Origin of the sequence: Parasporobacterium paucivorans DSM 15970, from assembly GCF_900141895.1 — a bacterium.
GTDB classification, from domain to species: Bacteria; Bacillota; Clostridia; order Lachnospirales; family Lachnospiraceae; genus Parasporobacterium; species Parasporobacterium paucivorans.
In genome coordinates this window covers 1-16,678 of record NZ_FQYT01000009.1, presented here as the reverse complement: position 1 = coordinate 16,678, position 16,678 = coordinate 1, and the positions used below count along the sequence as shown (strand labels likewise).

The window sequence follows — 16,678 nt, the reverse complement described above, 5'->3', positions numbered from 1 at the left end:
ATGAATAATCTACAATCTACATTCTTTATACCCATTAATAAATAGAAAATATATAAATAATTATGTGTATATATACTAGATTTGGAACCGTAAATGTAGAATGTAGAAAATTGCTAAAAAGCTAGTAAAATCAATGGTTATAGCGGCTACATTGTGAAAAACACAAATGTAGACAAATGTAGAATCAGAGAAAATGTAGAATGTAAAAACGAAAGGAGCTATTTAGAATGACGAATAAACAAGTAATCTCAACGGTCATGGACCTCATGGAGCACTGTGATTCATATGATAGTTGTGACAGATGTATTTTAAAAATGGAAAACAAAAAATGCATGTTAAGAAACATGACATTGGCAGAAGTGTTAGTTGAATTAGCCGAACCGGTGATAAGAAGGACAAGGCAAATATGGGTAATGTTCAAAGACATGGAAGCAGCCGAAGAGCATTTGAATTATCTTGATGGTATTTCTCATAATAATAACCACAGAGATTGGGGAGATGCCAATGAAAAAAACGAAATCATTGTATATTTACAAAATGAAGCGCAGAAAAGGGTTATGCGTTGTGACTGGGATGTATCGGATGATGTGATAGAAGAGCTGAAAAACAAGATAGGCCCTGAAAAAATAAAAATCGTAGACAGTACTAAAGGCGAATAGAAAAACAACTATTGCAGATCCGCTGCACGAATCGAGGAGGAAACAAAGCTTGTAATATTTTAGGAGGGTATTACAGGATTATTATAACAGGGCATCCAAATCGGATTACCTGAATGAATGCAACAAAATAATTGAATTATGCCGTACGGCTTAAATATATATAGTGATTCAAACTTAAACAAAAATGGACAGATGGGAGAAGGGGCAGCATGGTTTATCGAAAAGATGGCGAGAGCCTGGACGAACTAATCACACGCTTTACAAAAGAAACCACCGACAGCAAGGTATTAAGGGATTTTCTGCGACATATGAACATGGATGCGATGCGCAGACACAAACAACCACTGTGGAAACGATTAAATACGAAAGGAAATTAATGAAATGGAGATGCAGACAGAAGTCAGATGCGGACTGATACGGACACTAAAGGAAACAGGTGGATATGGCTTTATTGCCGTAACAGATATCACACCGGAAGAGGGTTTTATATCGGCTTTCTTCCACTCATGCGACACACAGGACTTTGACACTCTTTACAGGGGATGCCCGGTTGAATTTAACCTTATGGATACCGAGAAGGGCACCATAGCCGTAAACATAGTCCGAGGAAGAGAGCCAGAAGAACGCTTAAAGCATGGCATGGTTATCTTTCTATCGCCAGAAGGGAAATACGGCTTTATAAAGGCAGATTACAGGACTGAACGGCCTATAACGCTGTTCTTCCATCAAGACAGCTTGCTTGATATCGAATTTAGGGAGCTGTGCAAGGGCGACATAATGCAATTTTATATCGTGGAAGGTAGAAAAGGACCTGAAGCCATTGCTATAAAGTTAATAAAATCAGAAAGGAGTGAAGACAATGAATCTTAAAAAGAAATTGACCAAACAGGAAATATCTAAGCTTGAAGCCTGGGCAAAGGTTAAGAAGGCCGGCGGCTATATCACAGAAAATGAAGCCGTTATGATTGAATCAATTAATAAAATGAAGTCTGATAAGTGGGAAGGCTGCACAGCTTCCGCAATGGACGAGGCATGGGCGCAACTCGAAGAACTCAAAAAGAAAACTGTATAAGAGAGAAGAGGGCGGCAATGCAGAAGGAAATAGGCAGAATCATAAAGCTAACAGATAAGGGATTCGGACTGATAGCGAGAGGAAGAGAAGGCCGGTATATTATGGCTTATAGCTTCCAGGCAGCCAACGTATTAACCCCGGATTGGAAAGACCTGAGAGAGGGCATGATCGTTGAGTATGACACGACAACAACCATTCGAGGAAATGAAGCCGTTAACGTAGTTGCAATAAACTAACCACACCAAATAGAAAGAATGAGGATAACACAAATGAAAAAAGAATTAGTATTCAACATGGACAAAGCAAGCAACGCCGAGGTGTATGTAAAGAGATTGGAAAAGATTATTGAAACAAAGAAAGCCTATGATGATAAAAGGGATATCGTACACCGGAGAATCGAAGAACTTTCATTCAATCTCGAACAGGTACAGTACCAGATCATGATGGAGCTGGACCCGGAAGCCACCAAAGAACTTACACTTAAAGCGGATGCAATCGAGAAGGAAATCAAACTGGAACGCAGCATTGACAACACCAACCTCAAAGGGATTATCAAAGCATCCCTGGATGATGTGAACGCAAGCCCGGAAGCACTTGAAGCAGGCAAGGAGTACACCAACTACCAGCGCATGTTACACGATGAAATCAAAGCCATAGAGAAGGATGCAGAAGACAGAGTGCAGGAACTCAGGCAGGAGCTGAACAGACACCCATACTCACAGGCTACACGCTTGAAGATGGTAGCTAAGAGTTACACTTATTAATCAATAGGACAATGGGCGGCGTGTTGGGTAGACTAGCAGCCGCCTTATCTTAAAGGCAGAGCAGAGGCAGGAGCCTTGATGCATTGCGGATATCGTTACAGATTTATTCAACAGATAATAATAATTTATTGCAGAAATATTTTTATGTTCGTGTCGATAGTGCAAACACTACAGCCCCCTGTCATGTGAAGGCTGATGGCTGAACGTGGTACCGGTGGTGGGGTTTAAATATGTCGCATAGGCAACATAAGAATTTTTTGGAAGGGTGTGAACATGGTAATACATACTCCCCCAGCCCTTGAATGGCTTATCCTAGGTAGGCTTTCCGGCGGTCAACCTTTTTATAACACACAGCCAATTTTCAAGCTCCCCTACGAGGTAAGCATTACAACGATACTTAGAAGGATATAAAAACATTTTGCAACATAAAGGATTTTTTACAGAAAGGAAGCGATATTTCATGGCAAATAGCGTTTTTTGGAAGAAGGTACCAAGTGAAAAGTATGGATTTATAAATATGCCTCATGCAGTCTGCCCGGTGTGCAATAAGGTGTATACAAACGGAAACGTCTATGCATCCGACCATTGCCCAGAGTGTGCCGAGGAAATTGCCAAAGCCAAAAATAGGGAGCGTGTTCGCAAGTACAGAGCGAAGAAGAGGGCAGAAGCAGAAGCAGGCTTATAATCAACCTAATCACTGTGGGTACATAGCAACGTCATAATTTGCCCATTTAAGGCTTTTTGTGTATAGGCAAGCAAAGTTATAAGGGAACATTATAAAATTACTTTAAGGGGGTGTTTATGGAACGTGTGGCAACAAATGAGGAGCTAGTGGCAGAAATTCAGCAGGGCATAAATGTAAGGGATAACATGGAAACTCTTTATAGGCAGAATGAAAAGCTATTATATAAAATCTGCTCACGATTTCAGGGATATTCTGAAATGGATGACCTGATGCAGGAGGCCTTTCTGGGAATCCACAGTGCAGTAGATAAATACGATGCCGGGAGCGGATGCCTATTTATGACTTATGCGATCTGGTGGATTCGGCAGGCATTATTCTCTTATTTGGAAAATTGCAATGATGTTAAAATTCCTCGATACCTGAACAGCTCCATACAGAAGTATAACAAAGTGACAGCGGCCTATCTCAGGGAATACAATCGTAAGCCCATAGATGCAGAATATAAAGGCCACTTGGATATTAACCAGGCACAGCTTGACAACATCAAAGATACTGCTATGCGTATACAAATAGCTTACCTTGATGCACCACTGCAAGTCGAAGGGGATGATATGTGCCTCTGTGACACTCTGAGCGACCATTTCAGCCTTGAAGACAATGTGATTGATACTTTGTTTAATGAAGAATTAAAAGCCGATTTAATGGCAATAATCGACACGGCCTGCACCGATACGGAAAAGGAAATATTGATATTGAGATATTTTAGCGATATATCCTTAAAGGCAGCAGGAGAATCAGTCGGCATGACTACCGGACAAGCCAGGGGAGAAGAGAGCAGGGCATTGAATAAAATCCGCAAGGATAAATCAACACGGAAGCTTAAAGAGAAGTACCAGGAGATTATGGCAAGTGCATGGCGAGGCGGTAACACATGGACAAGCAGCACAGAGAGAACTGCATTCATGTTATTTGAATTAGAGCGGAAGCAGATGGGCGAATAGATTAGTAGATAGCAAAACGCCCAGAGGCAAGCCACAAAAATTTCTAGGAGATTTGAGGCAGTACCAACCGGGCGAATGTGGTAATCAGCAAGCCGATACCAGTTATAGATTTTATCATATTATCGGATGCTTGGCAATAGGTGCGATTTGAAATCACATCTAGGATATTCCTTAGTACACAAATTTTCCACGGCGGGTCCTTATAGCCATTACTTTGGCGAATTCGTCAAGCTGGGCTGTCTTAAAAAACACTTTTCCGCCCCCAGCCGAGTAGATCACTGGTGCATCTTTAACCCTTGCCCACTCTTGTAATGTGTTGCGCGGAAATCCCATGTCAGTCAACTCCCGGATACTCATTAGCGGTTTTGGATAGTCTATAAAAGCAACTCCTTTCATCTGAGGCATGTAATATTCTGAAACGTTGCTAATCTCTACTTGTGACCCTGTTAATTATTTCTGGATTATCTGATCTACCAGTTAGGTATTCCAGAGATACGTTAAAAAAATCAGCCAAGGCAATCAATTTTGACAATGTGGGTTCTTTCGTTCCACTAAGATAGAATTGAAAGCCCCGAACAGATATACCAATACTATCAGCAATTTCTTTATTTGTAGAGGCAGACGAAGCTCTTAATTCATTTAAACGTGATACAAAATCGCTCATAAATACAATACCTCACAATTTTATTTATATAGTTGACATGAACTAAAGTACATGATAATATGTGCATATGAACTATAGTACATGGAGAAAGGAAGTGATACAATGCTAAATCTTAAAAAAGCACGTTTGGGAAGGAATCTCACGCAAGATGAATTAGCCGATATGTTGGGTGTTACGGTAAGAACATATCAGTATATCGAACATGGAAAAAGAAAACCTTCTTATGACGTAATTATCAAGCTCCAGGACATATTTAAACAGGATATAACTAATCTCTTGTCTGAAGTAGATAATTGATTAATTTTATCACATAATGCAAGACAAAAAAAGACAAAAAAGACACGAAAGGAGAATGCTATGACAAAAGAACAGATTGAATTACTGGAAGATCTGCGTATGGAGCAGCAGGAAGGAACATAAAAAAGCCTCCTACTTCTGCATAAGTAAAAGGCAATCGCAACCAGACAACCAAGCCGATAATTCTTAAATAACATTATAACATAAATTAAGCTCCGGCACAATTAATAAGGGAGAATATAAAACAATGGAAAGCATAACAACAGAAGCGACAGTGAAAGAATTAGCACAGACAATTGACAAAGTGACATTAATAGAGGATAAGGCCGAAAAGGCATATTTTATGATTTCAAACTTGTTTGATGAATATCAGGGGAACTATTTAGAAGTTGGTGACCGGATGAAATTTGAAGTAGGCAGAATCATAAGCGCTCTGGATATATCGACAGATTATATGATTGCACTTAAAAAAGATATTGCTGAACTCAAAAATGATATGAGTATAAGACACGAGCAGATACGAGAAGCAAGATAGGGAGCGTAATTATGGGTATAGTAGCATTTAGACCAAAAAAGAAAGTTATTCCTTCCAGTTCAAAAATGAGATGCGAGATATACGAAAGAGCCATAGTGAGATTTGCGGCCAATTATTCCGGATCAGGAGAGCTCACAAAGGATAATATTAAAAAACTGGTATATCTTAATGTCAAATATGTCGGAGCGGTCAACCGGGCAAAGCGTGAAGAATATGATATTTCATTTTACGAAAAAAGCCCCATAAAGCGGCTTGATATACTGAATGCTACACTTGACTTAATGGGACTGCTAACACCAGCGGAATTGATGGAGATTTTCCCTATATGCAAGGAATACGATGGCGAGAGGTACGGTGTAAAGGATTATTTCAGTACAATGGAGGCAATTAAGGAGCTGGGCACAGATAAACCAATCGGAAGTGATTCGTTCTCTTTCTTGTGGGATTATCGAAACATGGACGTTTCTCGCTTCCTGGTGGAGCTTATGTCAAATATGGAGCTAATGAGAATGTATCAGGGGAAACAGAGCTTCATGGATTATATTATGAATATGGAGCCAGAGCAGAAAGAAAAGAAGCTTCCGGAGTACTTGAAGTTACTGTGATAATTAATTGGTGGGCGGTAGGTAACACTTACTGCCTGCCACAATAAGGGAATGGAGTGGATATCATGGCTACCAACAAAAAAGCAAGTAGAAAGGATCAAAGGGGCGTTGTATTACCTCAGAACATTAGTCAGCTTACAGATTTACGGTATATTTGGAGAAAGAGCGTTGATGGAAAGTCTCATGTATTAGTCGATAGCAACCTGGGGGAACTGAAAAAGAGAGTGATCCAGAAGGAAGCCGATATACAGAATGGCGTAGTCCGGAATTACGAGAAGATAACCTTAAATGATTGGTTTGAAAAGTGGTTGACGCTTTACAAGGCTCGTATTAAAATTTCCACAAGGACAACTTATCAAAATTATTGGGATTTATATATCAAGGATAGCGAAATCGGTAATCTTCAGATAAGTAAGATAAAGAGACCGAACATAGTCCAGACATATGAAACACTAGTAAAAAAACACAACTTGTCTTATAATACATTAAAATATATCAATGCGATTATGAATACCTGTCTAAAGGATGCGGTTGAAGACAAGCTTATTATTGATAACCCATGCACTGGAGCCTTAAAGAAGATTAAAAAGAATGATTGTCAAAAAAGAATATCATTAACTCTGGAAGAACAAGCAAAATTTATTGACTTTATTTCGAATAGTAATTATTATAAAACATATCTTCCATTTTTCTCATTTATGCTGGGGACTGGGTGTAGAATTGGAGAAGCAACAGGGTTGACGTGGGATGATGTTGACTTGAAAAATAACACTGTATATGTAAATCATACACTTTCATATTTAAAGATTACTGGAAAATATGATTTTTATATCACTACACCTAAAACGGAATCCAGTAATAGATATATCCCAATTATTGAAGACCTGAGAAAGCAGCTTATACAACAGAAGGAAGCTCAGTTCATGATGGGAATTGATAGGAGCTATAAGATAGATGGGTACAGTGGCTTTGTATTCACTTCTCATGTAGGGAGGCCATTTACTATTAGCGGCCTAAATAGAACTATTATTAGTATCGTTGAAGCCCATAATAGACAAGAGCAGAAAAAGGCAAGTGAAGAGAAAAGGACACCGGTCCTGCTGCCTAAATTTACCTCACACACACTCAGACATACATTCTGCACTAGGTTCTGTGAGAACGAAAACAATATCAAGGCGATCCAGCAGATTATGGGGCATGCTAAAATTAGTACAACAATGGATATATACAGCCACGTCACGAAGGAAAAAGCGGAAGAGGTAATGCAGAACCTGAGCGGAAAAATCAAGATATGCTGATGGCTGAATTTGATACAAAATCTGATACAAAAAAATGAGATAATCAGCAAGAATGACAGGTAATGATAAAATCAATTCTTCAAGAAAGCTCGATTTTACGGGAAAGTAAAGAAGAGTAATGACACCTAATGTGGGCTGTGATATATTAACTATATATTGACCGGAGGAGACAAGAATGTTAAACAAAATAACAGTAGCAGTTGATGCAATGGGTGGTGACAATGCACCGGGTGAAATCGTAAAAGGTGCCGTAGACGCCGTTTCCAGATCTTCGGAGATTAAGGTTGTTTTAGTCGGACTTGAATCAGCCATCAAGGATGAACTGTCTAAATATAAATATAACCCAGAACAGATTGAAATCATTCATGCGACTGAGATCATACATACAGGAGAACATCCGGCGCAGACAATCCGGTCAAAGAAAGATTCTTCAATTGTAGTTGGTATGAAGCTGGTGAAGAATAAGCAGGCAGATGCTTTGGTTTCCGCCGGAAACTCCGGCGCTCTGCTGGTAGGGGGGCAGATCATAGTCGGACGAATCAAGGGTATAGACAGGGCACCTCTGGCTCCCCTCGTCCCAACGTCAAAAGGCGTGTCTCTGCTTATAGACTGCGGCGCTAACGTGGATGCGCGTCCTGCCCATCTGCTTCAATTTGCAAAAATGGGTTCCATATATATGGAAAATGTCATCGGCATAGAAAATCCAAGAGTCGCTATCGTGAATATTGGCGTTGAAGAAGAAAAAGGGAACGCGCTGGTGAGGGAAACTTATCCCCTTTTGAAGGAAATGAAAGACATTAACTTTATCGGCAGTATTGAAGCCAGAGATATACCAACCGGTTATGCAGATGTAATTGTATGCGAAGCTTTTGTGGGCAACGTAATCCTGAAATTATACGAAGGAATGGGAACACTGTTCATGGGAACCCTTAAAAACGTCCTCAAATCTTCATTAAAGAGTAAACTGGGTGCCATGCTGATTATGAAGCCTCTTAAAAATTCTTTCAAAAAATTCAGCTCGGAAGAACACGGAGGAGCTCCACTGCTTGGTCTGAACGGTCTTGTGGTAAAAACCCATGGAAGTTCCAAGGCAAAAGAAGTATCTAATTCAATATTGCAATGTGTTACCTTCTGCGAGCAGCGTATTAGCGATAAAATCAAGGAAAGCTTATTTGAAAATGAAGTGTAACGAGAGGGAGAGATACAATGGAATTTGAAAAAATACAAAAAATTATTGCAGAGGTACTGAACGTGGATATTTCTGAAATCAAAGCGGATACTGCTTTTGTAGATGATCTGGGAGCCGATTCGTTGGATATTTTTCAGATTATCATGGCCATCGAGGAAGAATTTGATGTTCAGATAGATAATGATGAGGTCGAAAATATTAATACTGTCAGTGACGCGGTGGATCAGATAAAAAGTAAAATTAACAATTAATCACTTCAATTCCTTTGTGATTATCCAAAAGCCCTGCGTTAAGGGCTTTTTTCACTAAATGACAACCGAAAGAGGTAATATGGACGCATTAGATAAGCTATATTCATTTAAAAACCAGAAGTATCTTACTATGGCGATGACGCACAGCTCGTACGCCAATGAACACAGAATCAACAGATTAAATGATAATGAAAGGCTTGAATTTCTGGGGGATGCAGTTCTGGAAGTCGTATGCAGTGAATTTTTATATCTCAATTTTCCGGAAATGCCTGAAGGGGAACTCTCAAAATTCAGGGCCGGTTTAGTATGTGAACAGTCTCTTGCGGAATGTGCACGTAAAATCAACCTGGGCGAGCATATCCTTCTTGGAAAGGGTGAAGAACACTGTGGGGGAAGAGATAAAGATTCCCTGATTTCTGACGCACTGGAGGCTTTTATCGGGGCTGTATATCTTGACGGAGGCATGGACAATGCGAAAAAGTTTATTTTAGAAAATATACTGAATAACATTGAACAAAAGCAGCTTTTTTTTGATTCTAAGACAGTTCTTCAGGAATATATCCAGGCTCGTCATGCTGAAAAACTGAACTATGAGTTGGTGAGCAGCGAAGGACCGGAACACAGCAAAATATTCAACGTAAGAGCCATGCTGGGCGACAACCCAATCGGTCATGGTTCTGGCAAGTCAAAAAAGGGGGCTGAACAGGCTGCTGCTTATGATGCCATAAACAGGCTTAAGGCAAGGGACTAAAGGGGAAAGTATGTATTTAAAAAGCATTGAAATACAGGGGTTTAAATCGTTCGCCAACAAGATGTCATTTGAATTTCATAACGGCATAACTGCAATCGTGGGACCAAATGGAAGCGGAAAGAGCAACGTGGCTGATGCAGTCCGCTGGGTTTTGGGGGAACAAAAAGTGAAACAGTTGAGAGGCAGCAAAATGGAGGATGTTATTTTTTCCGGTACGGAATCCAGGAAGCCTCTCGGTTTTGCGTATGTCGCAATCACCCTGGATAATTCGGATTCTCAGCTTCAGATAGATTTCGACGAGGTGAAGATTTCCCGTCGGATATTCCGCTCGGGCGAAAGTGAATATAAAATCAATGGATCTACATGCAGACTGAAGGATATCAGCGAACTTTTTTATGACACAGGTATCGGCAAAGAAGGTTATTCCATTATTGGACAGGGGCAGATTGAGAAAATCTTAAGCGAAAAGCCGGAAGACCGGAGAGAACTTTTTGATGAAGCCGCCGGGATTGTGAAATTCAAAAGAAGAAAAGCAGTTACCATAAAAAAACTTGAAGAAGAGAGACAAAATCTGGTACGTGTCCGGGATATCCTTAATGAGCTGGGTGGACAGCTTGAACCTTTAAGAAAACAGTCGGAAGCAGCCAAAAGTTATCTGAAACTGAAAGACCGGCTAAAGATTGCGGATATTCAGATATTTTTGAGTGAAGCCACAGATATTCAAAAGAAAAAAGAAAGACTGACAGAAAAATTTGATGCAGTAAGCGGAGACATCGAAGAATCAAGAAGCAACCTTGATAAAACAAAATCCGAATATGAGCAGTCCTGCAGTCTTATCGAAGAACTTACAATACATCTCGAGGAAAAGCGTAAGCTGCATCATGACAAGACCCTGGAAAAAGAAAAATTCGAGGGTGAAATCAATGTCATAAACGAACAGATAAATTCCATTCGATCCAGTGATTTACATGTAAACGAGAGATTAAACGGTATTTCAAAAAAAATGGGTCTGTTGGAGGATCAAAAGCGGGAATTTAACCAGCAAAGGGACGAATTAGAACTGGAATTAAGCGAGGCCTCAGCCAGCCTGCAGAATGCTGAGGAAAACTTCGCAAAAATCAGTTCTCTTATAGCAGCAGTAAGCTCAGGCACGGATGAACTGAAAGGCGAGATTATTGAAAATCTCAATGAAAAATCGAATTTGCGATCAAAAATCCAGCGGTTTGACACTATGCTTGAACAAGTTCTGGCAAGAAAAGCAGAACTGAATTCCCTGGCACAAAAAGGCAGCATCGATCTTGAAGATACGATTGCAGCAAAAGAACTGCTGCGTTCAGAATATGAAAAAGAAGGTTCTGCACTGAAACGGACCACGGAAGAAGCCGAAACTGCCCACGAGGAAATCGCGTCTCTCAAGAATCAATTGAACAACCTGGGCAAAAACCTTCAGGATATACAAAATTCATACCACAGGGAAAAATCAAGGCTGGAATCACTGAAAAATATCATAGAAAGATACGACGGATACGGGAACAGCATACAAAAGGTCATGGAACAGAAAGAACACGCCTCTGGCATCATAGGAGTTGTGGCAGACATCATCCAGGCAGACAGGGAATACGAAACAGCTATCGAAACGGCTCTGGGTGGCAGTCTTAGAAATATCGTGACAGATACCGAAAAAACAGCAAAAACCATGGTGGAATTTTTGAAGCGCAACAAGTTCGGTCGTGCCACTTTTCTTCCATTGGAGAGCATTGAAGGTAAATCTGAAAATTTCAACTCGAAGCTTATATCAGAACCTGGATTTATTGGTATTGCCAGCACTCTGGTTCGGACAGAAGATAAATATTCGAATATTGCCAGATTTCTTCTTGGAAGAATCATTGTAGTTGATAATATCGACAATGCTCTGAAGATTGCCTCAAAATATAAATACAGCCTTAGAATTGTCACTTTGGAAGGAGAACAGCTCAATCCAGGGGGATCTATTTCAGGAGGTGCTTTCAGAAATACAGGAAGCCTTCTTGGAAGACGAAGAGAAATGGAGGAGCTGGAAGAATCTGTACGTGTTCATAAATCCCGCTCCGAGGAATTACTTTCGGAAACCAAACTGGTTAATGAGAAACTGGCTCATTTGGAGTCAGCCTACGAAATGTACAAAAAAACCATGCAAGAGCATTTCCTTCTCATAAATAAATTAGAAATGAATCTCAAACTCAAAGAAGAACGCATCCGTGATCTCGAGGACAAGCAGAAGAATTCTTATTTTGAAAATTCGGAACTCAAAAAACAGATTGAAGAAATAGAAGAAGAAAAAAACAAGCTTTCCCAAAAACTGAGTATTATGGATGCCCGAAGTGCATCCATCGAAGATGAAATAACCCTTAAATCCGGTGAACTGGACGGACTTCAGGATGCACTTTCACTGCAGGCCCGGGGAAATGAGGAAATCCGTCTTTCCCATGCCGGTATTAAGCAGAAAAAGGATTTTATCGCGAGCAATATCCGAAGGATTGAAAATGAAATCAAAATCCTCGGGGAAGAGATGGCAGCCATCAACAGGGAACATTCGAATTCCGCTCTGGAACTTCACGACAAGCTGACCAAAACAGAAGAACTGAAACGCTGCATCCAAAAGATCGAGGATGAAGCGTGTCTTCTTAAGGCTGAAACAGAAAACCTCGAAAACGAGAAAAAGTCCCTGTCTGCCGGGCATAAAGACTTCCTTGACAAACGGGATGCATTTTCAGACAGGATCAACGAATTGGACAAAGAACTGCTCCGTCTTGACGGGCAACTTGAAAAACTGCAGGAATCCTTTGATAACAGGGCGGATTATATCTGGAATGAATATGAAATCACATTTAATGAGGCGCAAAAATATCCTCTTGAGGAATTAATCAGCCTTGTCCAGGCAAAAAGGGAACTGGACAGCATCCGTACAGAAATCCGAAGTCTTGGAGATATCAATATAAACGCTATTGATGAATATAAGAATGTGGGTGAAAGATACAGCTTTCTGAAAGGCCAGCACGATGATCTTGCTGAGGCTGAGGAGTCACTTGTGAAAGTCATAGTGGAACTGGATAAAGGGATGCGCAGGCAGTTTTCAGAGCAGTTTGATGTGATCCGCAGTGAATTCGGGAAAGTCTTTCAGGAGCTTTTCGGAGGCGGATACGGAACTCTTGAAATGGTTGAAAATGAGGATATTCTGGATGCGGGTATCGTCATAACCGCCCAGCCTCCGGGCAAAAAACTTCAGAATGTCCAGCTCATGTCCGGTGGTGAAAAGGCGCTAACAGCAATATCCCTGCTCTTTGCCATCCAGAACCTGAAACCTTCCCCGTTCTGTTTGCTGGATGAAATTGAAGCCGCACTGGACGATCCCAATATTGACCGCTTCTCGCAATATCTTCATAAACTGTGTGTGAATACCCAGTTTATCGTTATCACCCATAGGAAAGGCACCATGGCATCAGCCGACCGCCTGTATGGAATCACCATGCAGGAAAAAGGGGTGTCGACTCAGGTTTCTGTCAATTTAGAAGAATTTCAACTGGTCACATAAGGAGAGGGAGCATTATGAAAGAAGAAAAAAAAGGTTTTTTCAGTAAACTGGCAGCTGGACTGTCGAAAACTAGGAACAATATAGTATCGGGCATGGATTCGATTTTCAGCAGATTCACATCTATTGATGAGGAATTTTTTGAAGAAATCGAAGAAATACTTATAATGGGTGATATCGGCATCAATGCGACCGCAAAAATCATCGAAGAATTGAAAGCAAACATCAAAGAAAATAAGATAAAGGAACCTTCCCAATGCAAAGAGATGCTCATCAGCAGCATCAAGAATCAGATGCGGCCGGATGAAAATGCTTATGACTTTGAAGACAAAAAAACGGTACTCCTGGTCATTGGAGTGAACGGTGTGGGAAAAACCACTTCCGTGGGCAAGTTGGCAGGAATATATAAAAGTCAGGGCAAAAGAGTTCTCATTGCTGCTGCGGATACATTCAGGGCTGCCGCAGTGGAACAGCTTACCGAATGGGCTGGAAGAGCAGGGGTGGAAATAGTGTCCGGTCAGGAAGGTTCTGACCCGGCTGCCGTAATATTTGACGCTCTTTCCGCGGCAAAATCCAGAAATGTGGATATTCTTATCTGCGACACAGCCGGAAGGCTTCACAACAAAAAAAATCTGATGGAAGAACTGCGTAAAATTGACAGGGTTATAGAAAGAGAATATCCCGGTGCCACCCGTGAAAATATGGTTGTACTCGACGGGACCACGGGTCAGAACGCCCTGGCCCAGGCCAGACAGTTTAAAGAAGTTATGGATGTTACTGGAATCATACTTACCAAACTGGATGGAACTGCGAAAGGCGGAATCGCCATCGCCATCCAGGCAGAACTGGGAATACCAGTAAAATATATCGGTATCGGAGAAAAAATAGAAGATTTGCAGAAATTTGACTCTGATGCATTTGTAGATGCGTTATTTTCAACTGATGCCAGCTGAAATTCAAACGCAGGAAAGAGGATGTGGATATGACAAAGGAACTCACAATGGAAGTATTTGAAGAAGCTGCTGAGAGGGTAAAAAAAGTCACGGTAAATACGAGACTTATATACAGTGATTATCTGAGCGCTCAAACCGGCAACAGTGTTTACTTGAAACCCGAAAACATGCAGTTTACCGGTGCATATAAAGTCAGGGGCGCATACTATAAAATCAGCACGCTTACACAGGAGGAAAAAGACAAGGGGCTTATTACAGCCTCGGCTGGAAACCATGCCCAGGGCGTGGCCTATGCAGCTGGTCTTTTCCATGCAAGGTCTATCGTCGTTATGCCTACCACAACTCCGCTGATGAAGGTGAACCGTACCAAAAATTATGGGGCAGAGGTCATCCTTTACGGATCCACTTTTGATGATGCCTCTGAGTATGCCATGAAACTTGCCAGTGAAAAAGGGTATACTTTTATTCATCCCTTTGATGATCTGGATGTTGCGGCCGGCCAAGGTTCCATTGCCATAGAAATCATCAAGGAGCTTCCAACGGTCGACTACATTCTTGTCCCAGTAGGAGGAGGCGGTCTGGCGGCGGGTGTAAGCACCTTTGCAAAAATGCTGAATCCCAATATTAAGATTATTGCAGTAGAGCCCGCACGTGCAAACTGCCTGCAGCAGTCTATCAGACAGGGCCGGGTTGTGACCTTGCCCACGGCAAATACCATTGCAGACGGCACCGCTGTTAAAACACCCGGATCAAAAATTTTTCCGTATCTTCAGAAGAACATCGACGAGGTAATCACCGTCGAAGACGATGAACTCATTGTGGCTTTCCTTGATATTGTCGAAAACCATAAAATGATTGTGGAAAATTCAGGACTGCTTACCGTAGCTGCCCTTAAGCAGCTCGATTGCAAAAACAAAAAAATCGTGTCTGTATTGAGCGGCGGAAACATGGATGTGATAACAATGTCTTCCGTGGTACAGCACGGTCTGATTGCCCGAAGCAGAATCTTCACCATATCTGTGCTTTTGCCGGACAAACCGGGTGAACTGGTGCGGGTGGCAGACGTCATAGCCAAAGAACAAGGCAATGTAATTAAGCTGGAACACAACCAGTTTGTCAGCATCAACAGAAACGATGCCGTTGAGCTTACCGTAACGATGGAAGCCTTTGGCCATGAACATAAGGAAAGAATCATCCAGGCACTGAAAGAAAATGGATTCAGTCCCAAACTTGTCAGACCTAATCTCTAAAAACAAGCCGGTTTTGTTCCGGCTTGTTTTTTTTATAAGGCAATATGGTTGCAGTCCCATAAATCAACCTATCCTTAATCACAATAAATCTATCACCCTTATGGATAAATATATTCTGTCGCTCATGATATAATCACAGACAGTGCCAGCAGCGATGTGAATGAAAGTCAGTCAGGAGGAACTATAATTGAGTGAAATAAATGATAACGTAATATTGGAAGCTAAGAATCTGGGCATTTCATTTGGAAATAACCATGTTCTGAAATGCGTGAACTTCGAGTTATATAAAAATGAAGTGCTGGGGGTCATCGGACCAAACGGAGCCGGCAAGACAGTTATGCTGAACATCCTTACAGGAATCCTTAAGCCCACCAAGGGCGTTATCCTGTATGAGGGAAAAGATATCTCCCACCACAGCGTTCCCCGGAGGTGCCATGAGGGGATCGGGCGTACCTTCCAGGTGCCCAGGCCCTTTGAGAAAATGACCGTATTGGAAAATATCATGGTCGGCGGAGTATTCGGTGCGAAGCTTACAGAAAAGCAGGCCAAGGAAAAGGCCGTGGAGATAGCGGAGACCATCGGCCTGCAGGACAAGCTGCCTCTGTTTGCCTCCAAGCTGGGACTTCTGGACCGTAAGCGTCTGGAGATTGGAAGAGGCCTTGCCACGAATCCCAAAATCCTGCTTCTGGACGAAGTAGGCGGTGGCCTGACGGAAACGGAAGTAGGCTATGTCATCGATTTGGTAAAGCACATCAAGGAAAGGGGCGTAAGCGTCATCTGGATCGAGCATATCATCCGTACGATGCTGGAAGGAACGGACCGGGTTCTGCTGCTTGCGGAAGGGGAGAACGTCATCTGCGGAAAGCCGCTGGAGGTCATGCAGTCCAAGGAAGTGTCGGCAGTATACATGGGAGGAGATGAGGAATAATGTCATTATTGGAGATTAAGAACCTGGATGTGAATTACGGGGATTTCAAGGCCGTGAAGGACATCAGCTTAAATATAGAAGAGGGCTCCATCGTCTCCCTGATCGGAGCCAACGGAGCCGGAAAGTCCACCATCATGAACACTATAAGCGGGATCCACAAGCCCAAAAGCGGACAGATCCTGTTTGATGGCCATGACATCACCGGAAA

The 16,678-nt window shown here is 41.7% G+C and carries 22 protein-coding genes; 20 read left to right on the top strand and 2 right to left on the bottom strand.

The genetic code is table 11. From position 1 onward, the window contains the following. Window positions 1–227 precede the first annotated feature (227 nt). The 8 genes from BUA79_RS05170 (at window position 228) to BUA79_RS05140 (ending at window position 4,181) form a co-directional block, all read left to right on the top strand. Window positions 228–659 carry a hypothetical protein gene (locus BUA79_RS05170; RefSeq protein ID WP_073993304.1) on the top strand — a complete coding sequence of 144 codons (432 nt, stop codon included), beginning with the start codon at window positions 228–230 and terminating at the stop codon, window positions 657–659. A 209-nt stretch (window positions 660–868) separates the two neighbouring features. Next, window positions 869–1,036, top strand: coding sequence for a hypothetical protein (locus BUA79_RS12475; RefSeq protein WP_178138539.1), 168 nt, complete (start codon window positions 869–871; stop codon window positions 1,034–1,036). A gap of 4 nt (window positions 1,037–1,040) precedes the next feature. Next, the gene (locus BUA79_RS05165; RefSeq protein WP_073993303.1) at window positions 1,041–1,529 is read left to right on the top strand and encodes a cold-shock protein; all 489 of its coding nucleotides are present in this window, start codon (window positions 1,041–1,043) and stop codon (window positions 1,527–1,529) included. Beyond that, entirely contained in the window at window positions 1,519–1,731 is a 213-nt protein-coding gene (locus BUA79_RS05160) for a hypothetical protein (RefSeq protein WP_073993302.1), read from the top strand. The genes BUA79_RS05165 and BUA79_RS05160 overlap by 11 nt, the downstream gene beginning before the upstream one ends. Before the next feature lie 17 nt (window positions 1,732–1,748). Then, window positions 1,749–1,967: a cold-shock protein gene (locus tag BUA79_RS05155; RefSeq protein WP_073993301.1), complete on the top strand. Its 219-nt coding sequence runs from the start codon at window positions 1,749–1,751 to the stop codon at window positions 1,965–1,967. A 33-nt stretch (window positions 1,968–2,000) separates the two neighbouring features. Next, a complete protein-coding gene (locus tag BUA79_RS05150) occupies window positions 2,001–2,495 on the top strand; it encodes a hypothetical protein (RefSeq protein WP_073993300.1) in 495 nt (164 codons plus the stop codon). Between the two features lie 460 nt (window positions 2,496–2,955). Beyond that, on the top strand, window positions 2,956–3,180 hold the full coding sequence (locus tag BUA79_RS05145) for a hypothetical protein (protein ID WP_073993299.1): 225 nt from the start codon (window positions 2,956–2,958) through the stop codon (window positions 3,178–3,180). Between the two features lie 116 nt (window positions 3,181–3,296). Next, window positions 3,297–4,181 carry a sigma-70 family RNA polymerase sigma factor gene (locus BUA79_RS05140; protein WP_073993298.1) on the top strand — a complete coding sequence of 295 codons (885 nt, stop codon included), beginning with the start codon at window positions 3,297–3,299 and terminating at the stop codon, window positions 4,179–4,181. Between the two features lie 171 nt (window positions 4,182–4,352). On the opposite strand, the gene BUA79_RS12470 is transcribed toward BUA79_RS05140, so the two are convergent. Beyond that, the gene (locus tag BUA79_RS12470; RefSeq protein WP_207647316.1) at window positions 4,353–4,577 is read right to left on the bottom strand and encodes a hypothetical protein; all 225 of its coding nucleotides are present in this window, start codon (window positions 4,575–4,577) and stop codon (window positions 4,353–4,355) included. Between the two features lie 28 nt (window positions 4,578–4,605). Then, entirely contained in the window at window positions 4,606–4,845 is a 240-nt protein-coding gene (locus BUA79_RS05130; protein WP_073993296.1) for a helix-turn-helix domain-containing protein, read from the bottom strand. 81 nt (window positions 4,846–4,926) lie between these two features. Here BUA79_RS05130 and BUA79_RS05125 point away from each other — a divergent pair, with 81 nt between their 5' ends. The 12 genes from BUA79_RS05125 to BUA79_RS05070 form a co-directional block, all read left to right on the top strand. Beyond that, the gene (locus tag BUA79_RS05125; protein ID WP_242941645.1) at window positions 4,927–5,142 is read left to right on the top strand and encodes a helix-turn-helix domain-containing protein; all 216 of its coding nucleotides are present in this window, start codon (window positions 4,927–4,929) and stop codon (window positions 5,140–5,142) included. 247 nt (window positions 5,143–5,389) lie between these two features. After that, window positions 5,390–5,677, top strand: a complete 288-nt coding sequence (locus tag BUA79_RS05120; protein WP_073993294.1) for a hypothetical protein — start codon at window positions 5,390–5,392, stop codon at window positions 5,675–5,677. A gap of 11 nt (window positions 5,678–5,688) precedes the next feature. Further along, window positions 5,689–6,282, top strand: coding sequence for a hypothetical protein (locus tag BUA79_RS05115; RefSeq protein WP_073993293.1), 594 nt, complete (start codon window positions 5,689–5,691; stop codon window positions 6,280–6,282). A gap of 65 nt (window positions 6,283–6,347) precedes the next feature. Beyond that, complete coding sequence (locus BUA79_RS05110) at window positions 6,348–7,580, top strand: tyrosine-type recombinase/integrase (RefSeq protein ID WP_094757320.1); 1,233 nt, start codon at window positions 6,348–6,350, stop codon at window positions 7,578–7,580. Between the two features lie 175 nt (window positions 7,581–7,755). Next, on the top strand, window positions 7,756–8,769 hold the full coding sequence (gene plsX / locus BUA79_RS05105) for a phosphate acyltransferase PlsX (RefSeq protein WP_073993292.1): 1,014 nt from the start codon (window positions 7,756–7,758) through the stop codon (window positions 8,767–8,769). 17 nt (window positions 8,770–8,786) lie between these two features. Next, complete coding sequence (gene acpP / locus BUA79_RS05100) at window positions 8,787–9,020, top strand: acyl carrier protein (protein ID WP_073993291.1); 234 nt, start codon at window positions 8,787–8,789, stop codon at window positions 9,018–9,020. Window positions 9,021–9,099: 79 nt separating this feature from the next. Beyond that, the gene (gene rnc / locus BUA79_RS05095) at window positions 9,100–9,771 is read left to right on the top strand and encodes a ribonuclease III (protein WP_242941644.1); all 672 of its coding nucleotides are present in this window, start codon (window positions 9,100–9,102) and stop codon (window positions 9,769–9,771) included. Between the two features lie 10 nt (window positions 9,772–9,781). Next, complete coding sequence (gene smc, locus BUA79_RS05090; protein WP_073993289.1) at window positions 9,782–13,342, top strand: chromosome segregation protein SMC; 3,561 nt, start codon at window positions 9,782–9,784, stop codon at window positions 13,340–13,342. 14 nt (window positions 13,343–13,356) lie between these two features. Further along, complete coding sequence (gene ftsY / locus BUA79_RS05085) at window positions 13,357–14,292, top strand: signal recognition particle-docking protein FtsY (RefSeq protein WP_073993288.1); 936 nt, start codon at window positions 13,357–13,359, stop codon at window positions 14,290–14,292. A gap of 29 nt (window positions 14,293–14,321) precedes the next feature. Continuing rightward, window positions 14,322–15,542 (top strand): threonine ammonia-lyase, encoded by a 1,221-nt coding sequence (gene ilvA / locus BUA79_RS05080; RefSeq protein ID WP_073993287.1) that lies wholly within the window; start codon window positions 14,322–14,324, stop codon window positions 15,540–15,542. 187 nt (window positions 15,543–15,729) lie between these two features. Beyond that, window positions 15,730–16,470, top strand: a complete 741-nt coding sequence (locus BUA79_RS05075; RefSeq protein ID WP_094757319.1) for an ABC transporter ATP-binding protein — start codon at window positions 15,730–15,732, stop codon at window positions 16,468–16,470. Next, window positions 16,470–16,678, top strand: a 209-nt coding sequence (locus BUA79_RS05070) for an ATP-binding cassette domain-containing protein (RefSeq protein WP_143147875.1), incomplete at its 3' end; no start/stop codon positions are given. The genes BUA79_RS05075 and BUA79_RS05070, both read left to right, overlap by 1 nt.

Excerpts from the sequence above, each read along its gene's own strand:
- BUA79_RS05170 (WP_073993304.1), top strand. The coding sequence starts at position 228 with ATGACGAATAAACAAGTAATCTCAACGGTCATGGACCTCATGGAGCAC.
- BUA79_RS12475 (WP_178138539.1), top strand. The coding sequence starts at position 869 with ATGGTTTATCGAAAAGATGGCGAGAGCCTGGACGAACTAATCACACGC.
- BUA79_RS05165 (WP_073993303.1), top strand. The coding sequence starts at position 1,041 with ATGGAGATGCAGACAGAAGTCAGATGCGGACTGATACGGACACTAAAG.
- BUA79_RS05160 (WP_073993302.1), top strand. The coding sequence starts at position 1,519 with ATGAATCTTAAAAAGAAATTGACCAAACAGGAAATATCTAAGCTTGAA.
- BUA79_RS05155 (WP_073993301.1), top strand. The coding sequence starts at position 1,749 with ATGCAGAAGGAAATAGGCAGAATCATAAAGCTAACAGATAAGGGATTC.
- BUA79_RS05150 (WP_073993300.1), top strand. The coding sequence starts at position 2,001 with ATGAAAAAAGAATTAGTATTCAACATGGACAAAGCAAGCAACGCCGAG.
- BUA79_RS05145 (WP_073993299.1), top strand. The coding sequence starts at position 2,956 with ATGGCAAATAGCGTTTTTTGGAAGAAGGTACCAAGTGAAAAGTATGGA.
- BUA79_RS05140 (WP_073993298.1), top strand. The coding sequence starts at position 3,297 with ATGGAACGTGTGGCAACAAATGAGGAGCTAGTGGCAGAAATTCAGCAG.
- BUA79_RS12470 (WP_207647316.1), bottom strand. The coding sequence starts at position 4,577 with ATGAAAGGAGTTGCTTTTATAGACTATCCAAAACCGCTAATGAGTATC.
- BUA79_RS05130 (WP_073993296.1), bottom strand. The coding sequence starts at position 4,845 with ATGAGCGATTTTGTATCACGTTTAAATGAATTAAGAGCTTCGTCTGCC.
- BUA79_RS05125 (WP_242941645.1), top strand. The coding sequence starts at position 4,927 with ATGGAGAAAGGAAGTGATACAATGCTAAATCTTAAAAAAGCACGTTTG.
- BUA79_RS05120 (WP_073993294.1), top strand. The coding sequence starts at position 5,390 with ATGGAAAGCATAACAACAGAAGCGACAGTGAAAGAATTAGCACAGACA.
- BUA79_RS05115 (WP_073993293.1), top strand. The coding sequence starts at position 5,689 with ATGGGTATAGTAGCATTTAGACCAAAAAAGAAAGTTATTCCTTCCAGT.
- BUA79_RS05110 (WP_094757320.1), top strand. The coding sequence starts at position 6,348 with ATGGCTACCAACAAAAAAGCAAGTAGAAAGGATCAAAGGGGCGTTGTA.
- plsX (WP_073993292.1), top strand. The coding sequence starts at position 7,756 with ATGTTAAACAAAATAACAGTAGCAGTTGATGCAATGGGTGGTGACAAT.
- acpP (WP_073993291.1), top strand. The coding sequence starts at position 8,787 with ATGGAATTTGAAAAAATACAAAAAATTATTGCAGAGGTACTGAACGTG.
- rnc (WP_242941644.1), top strand. The coding sequence starts at position 9,100 with ATGGACGCATTAGATAAGCTATATTCATTTAAAAACCAGAAGTATCTT.
- smc (WP_073993289.1), top strand. The coding sequence starts at position 9,782 with ATGTATTTAAAAAGCATTGAAATACAGGGGTTTAAATCGTTCGCCAAC.
- ftsY (WP_073993288.1), top strand. The coding sequence starts at position 13,357 with ATGAAAGAAGAAAAAAAAGGTTTTTTCAGTAAACTGGCAGCTGGACTG.
- ilvA (WP_073993287.1), top strand. The coding sequence starts at position 14,322 with ATGACAAAGGAACTCACAATGGAAGTATTTGAAGAAGCTGCTGAGAGG.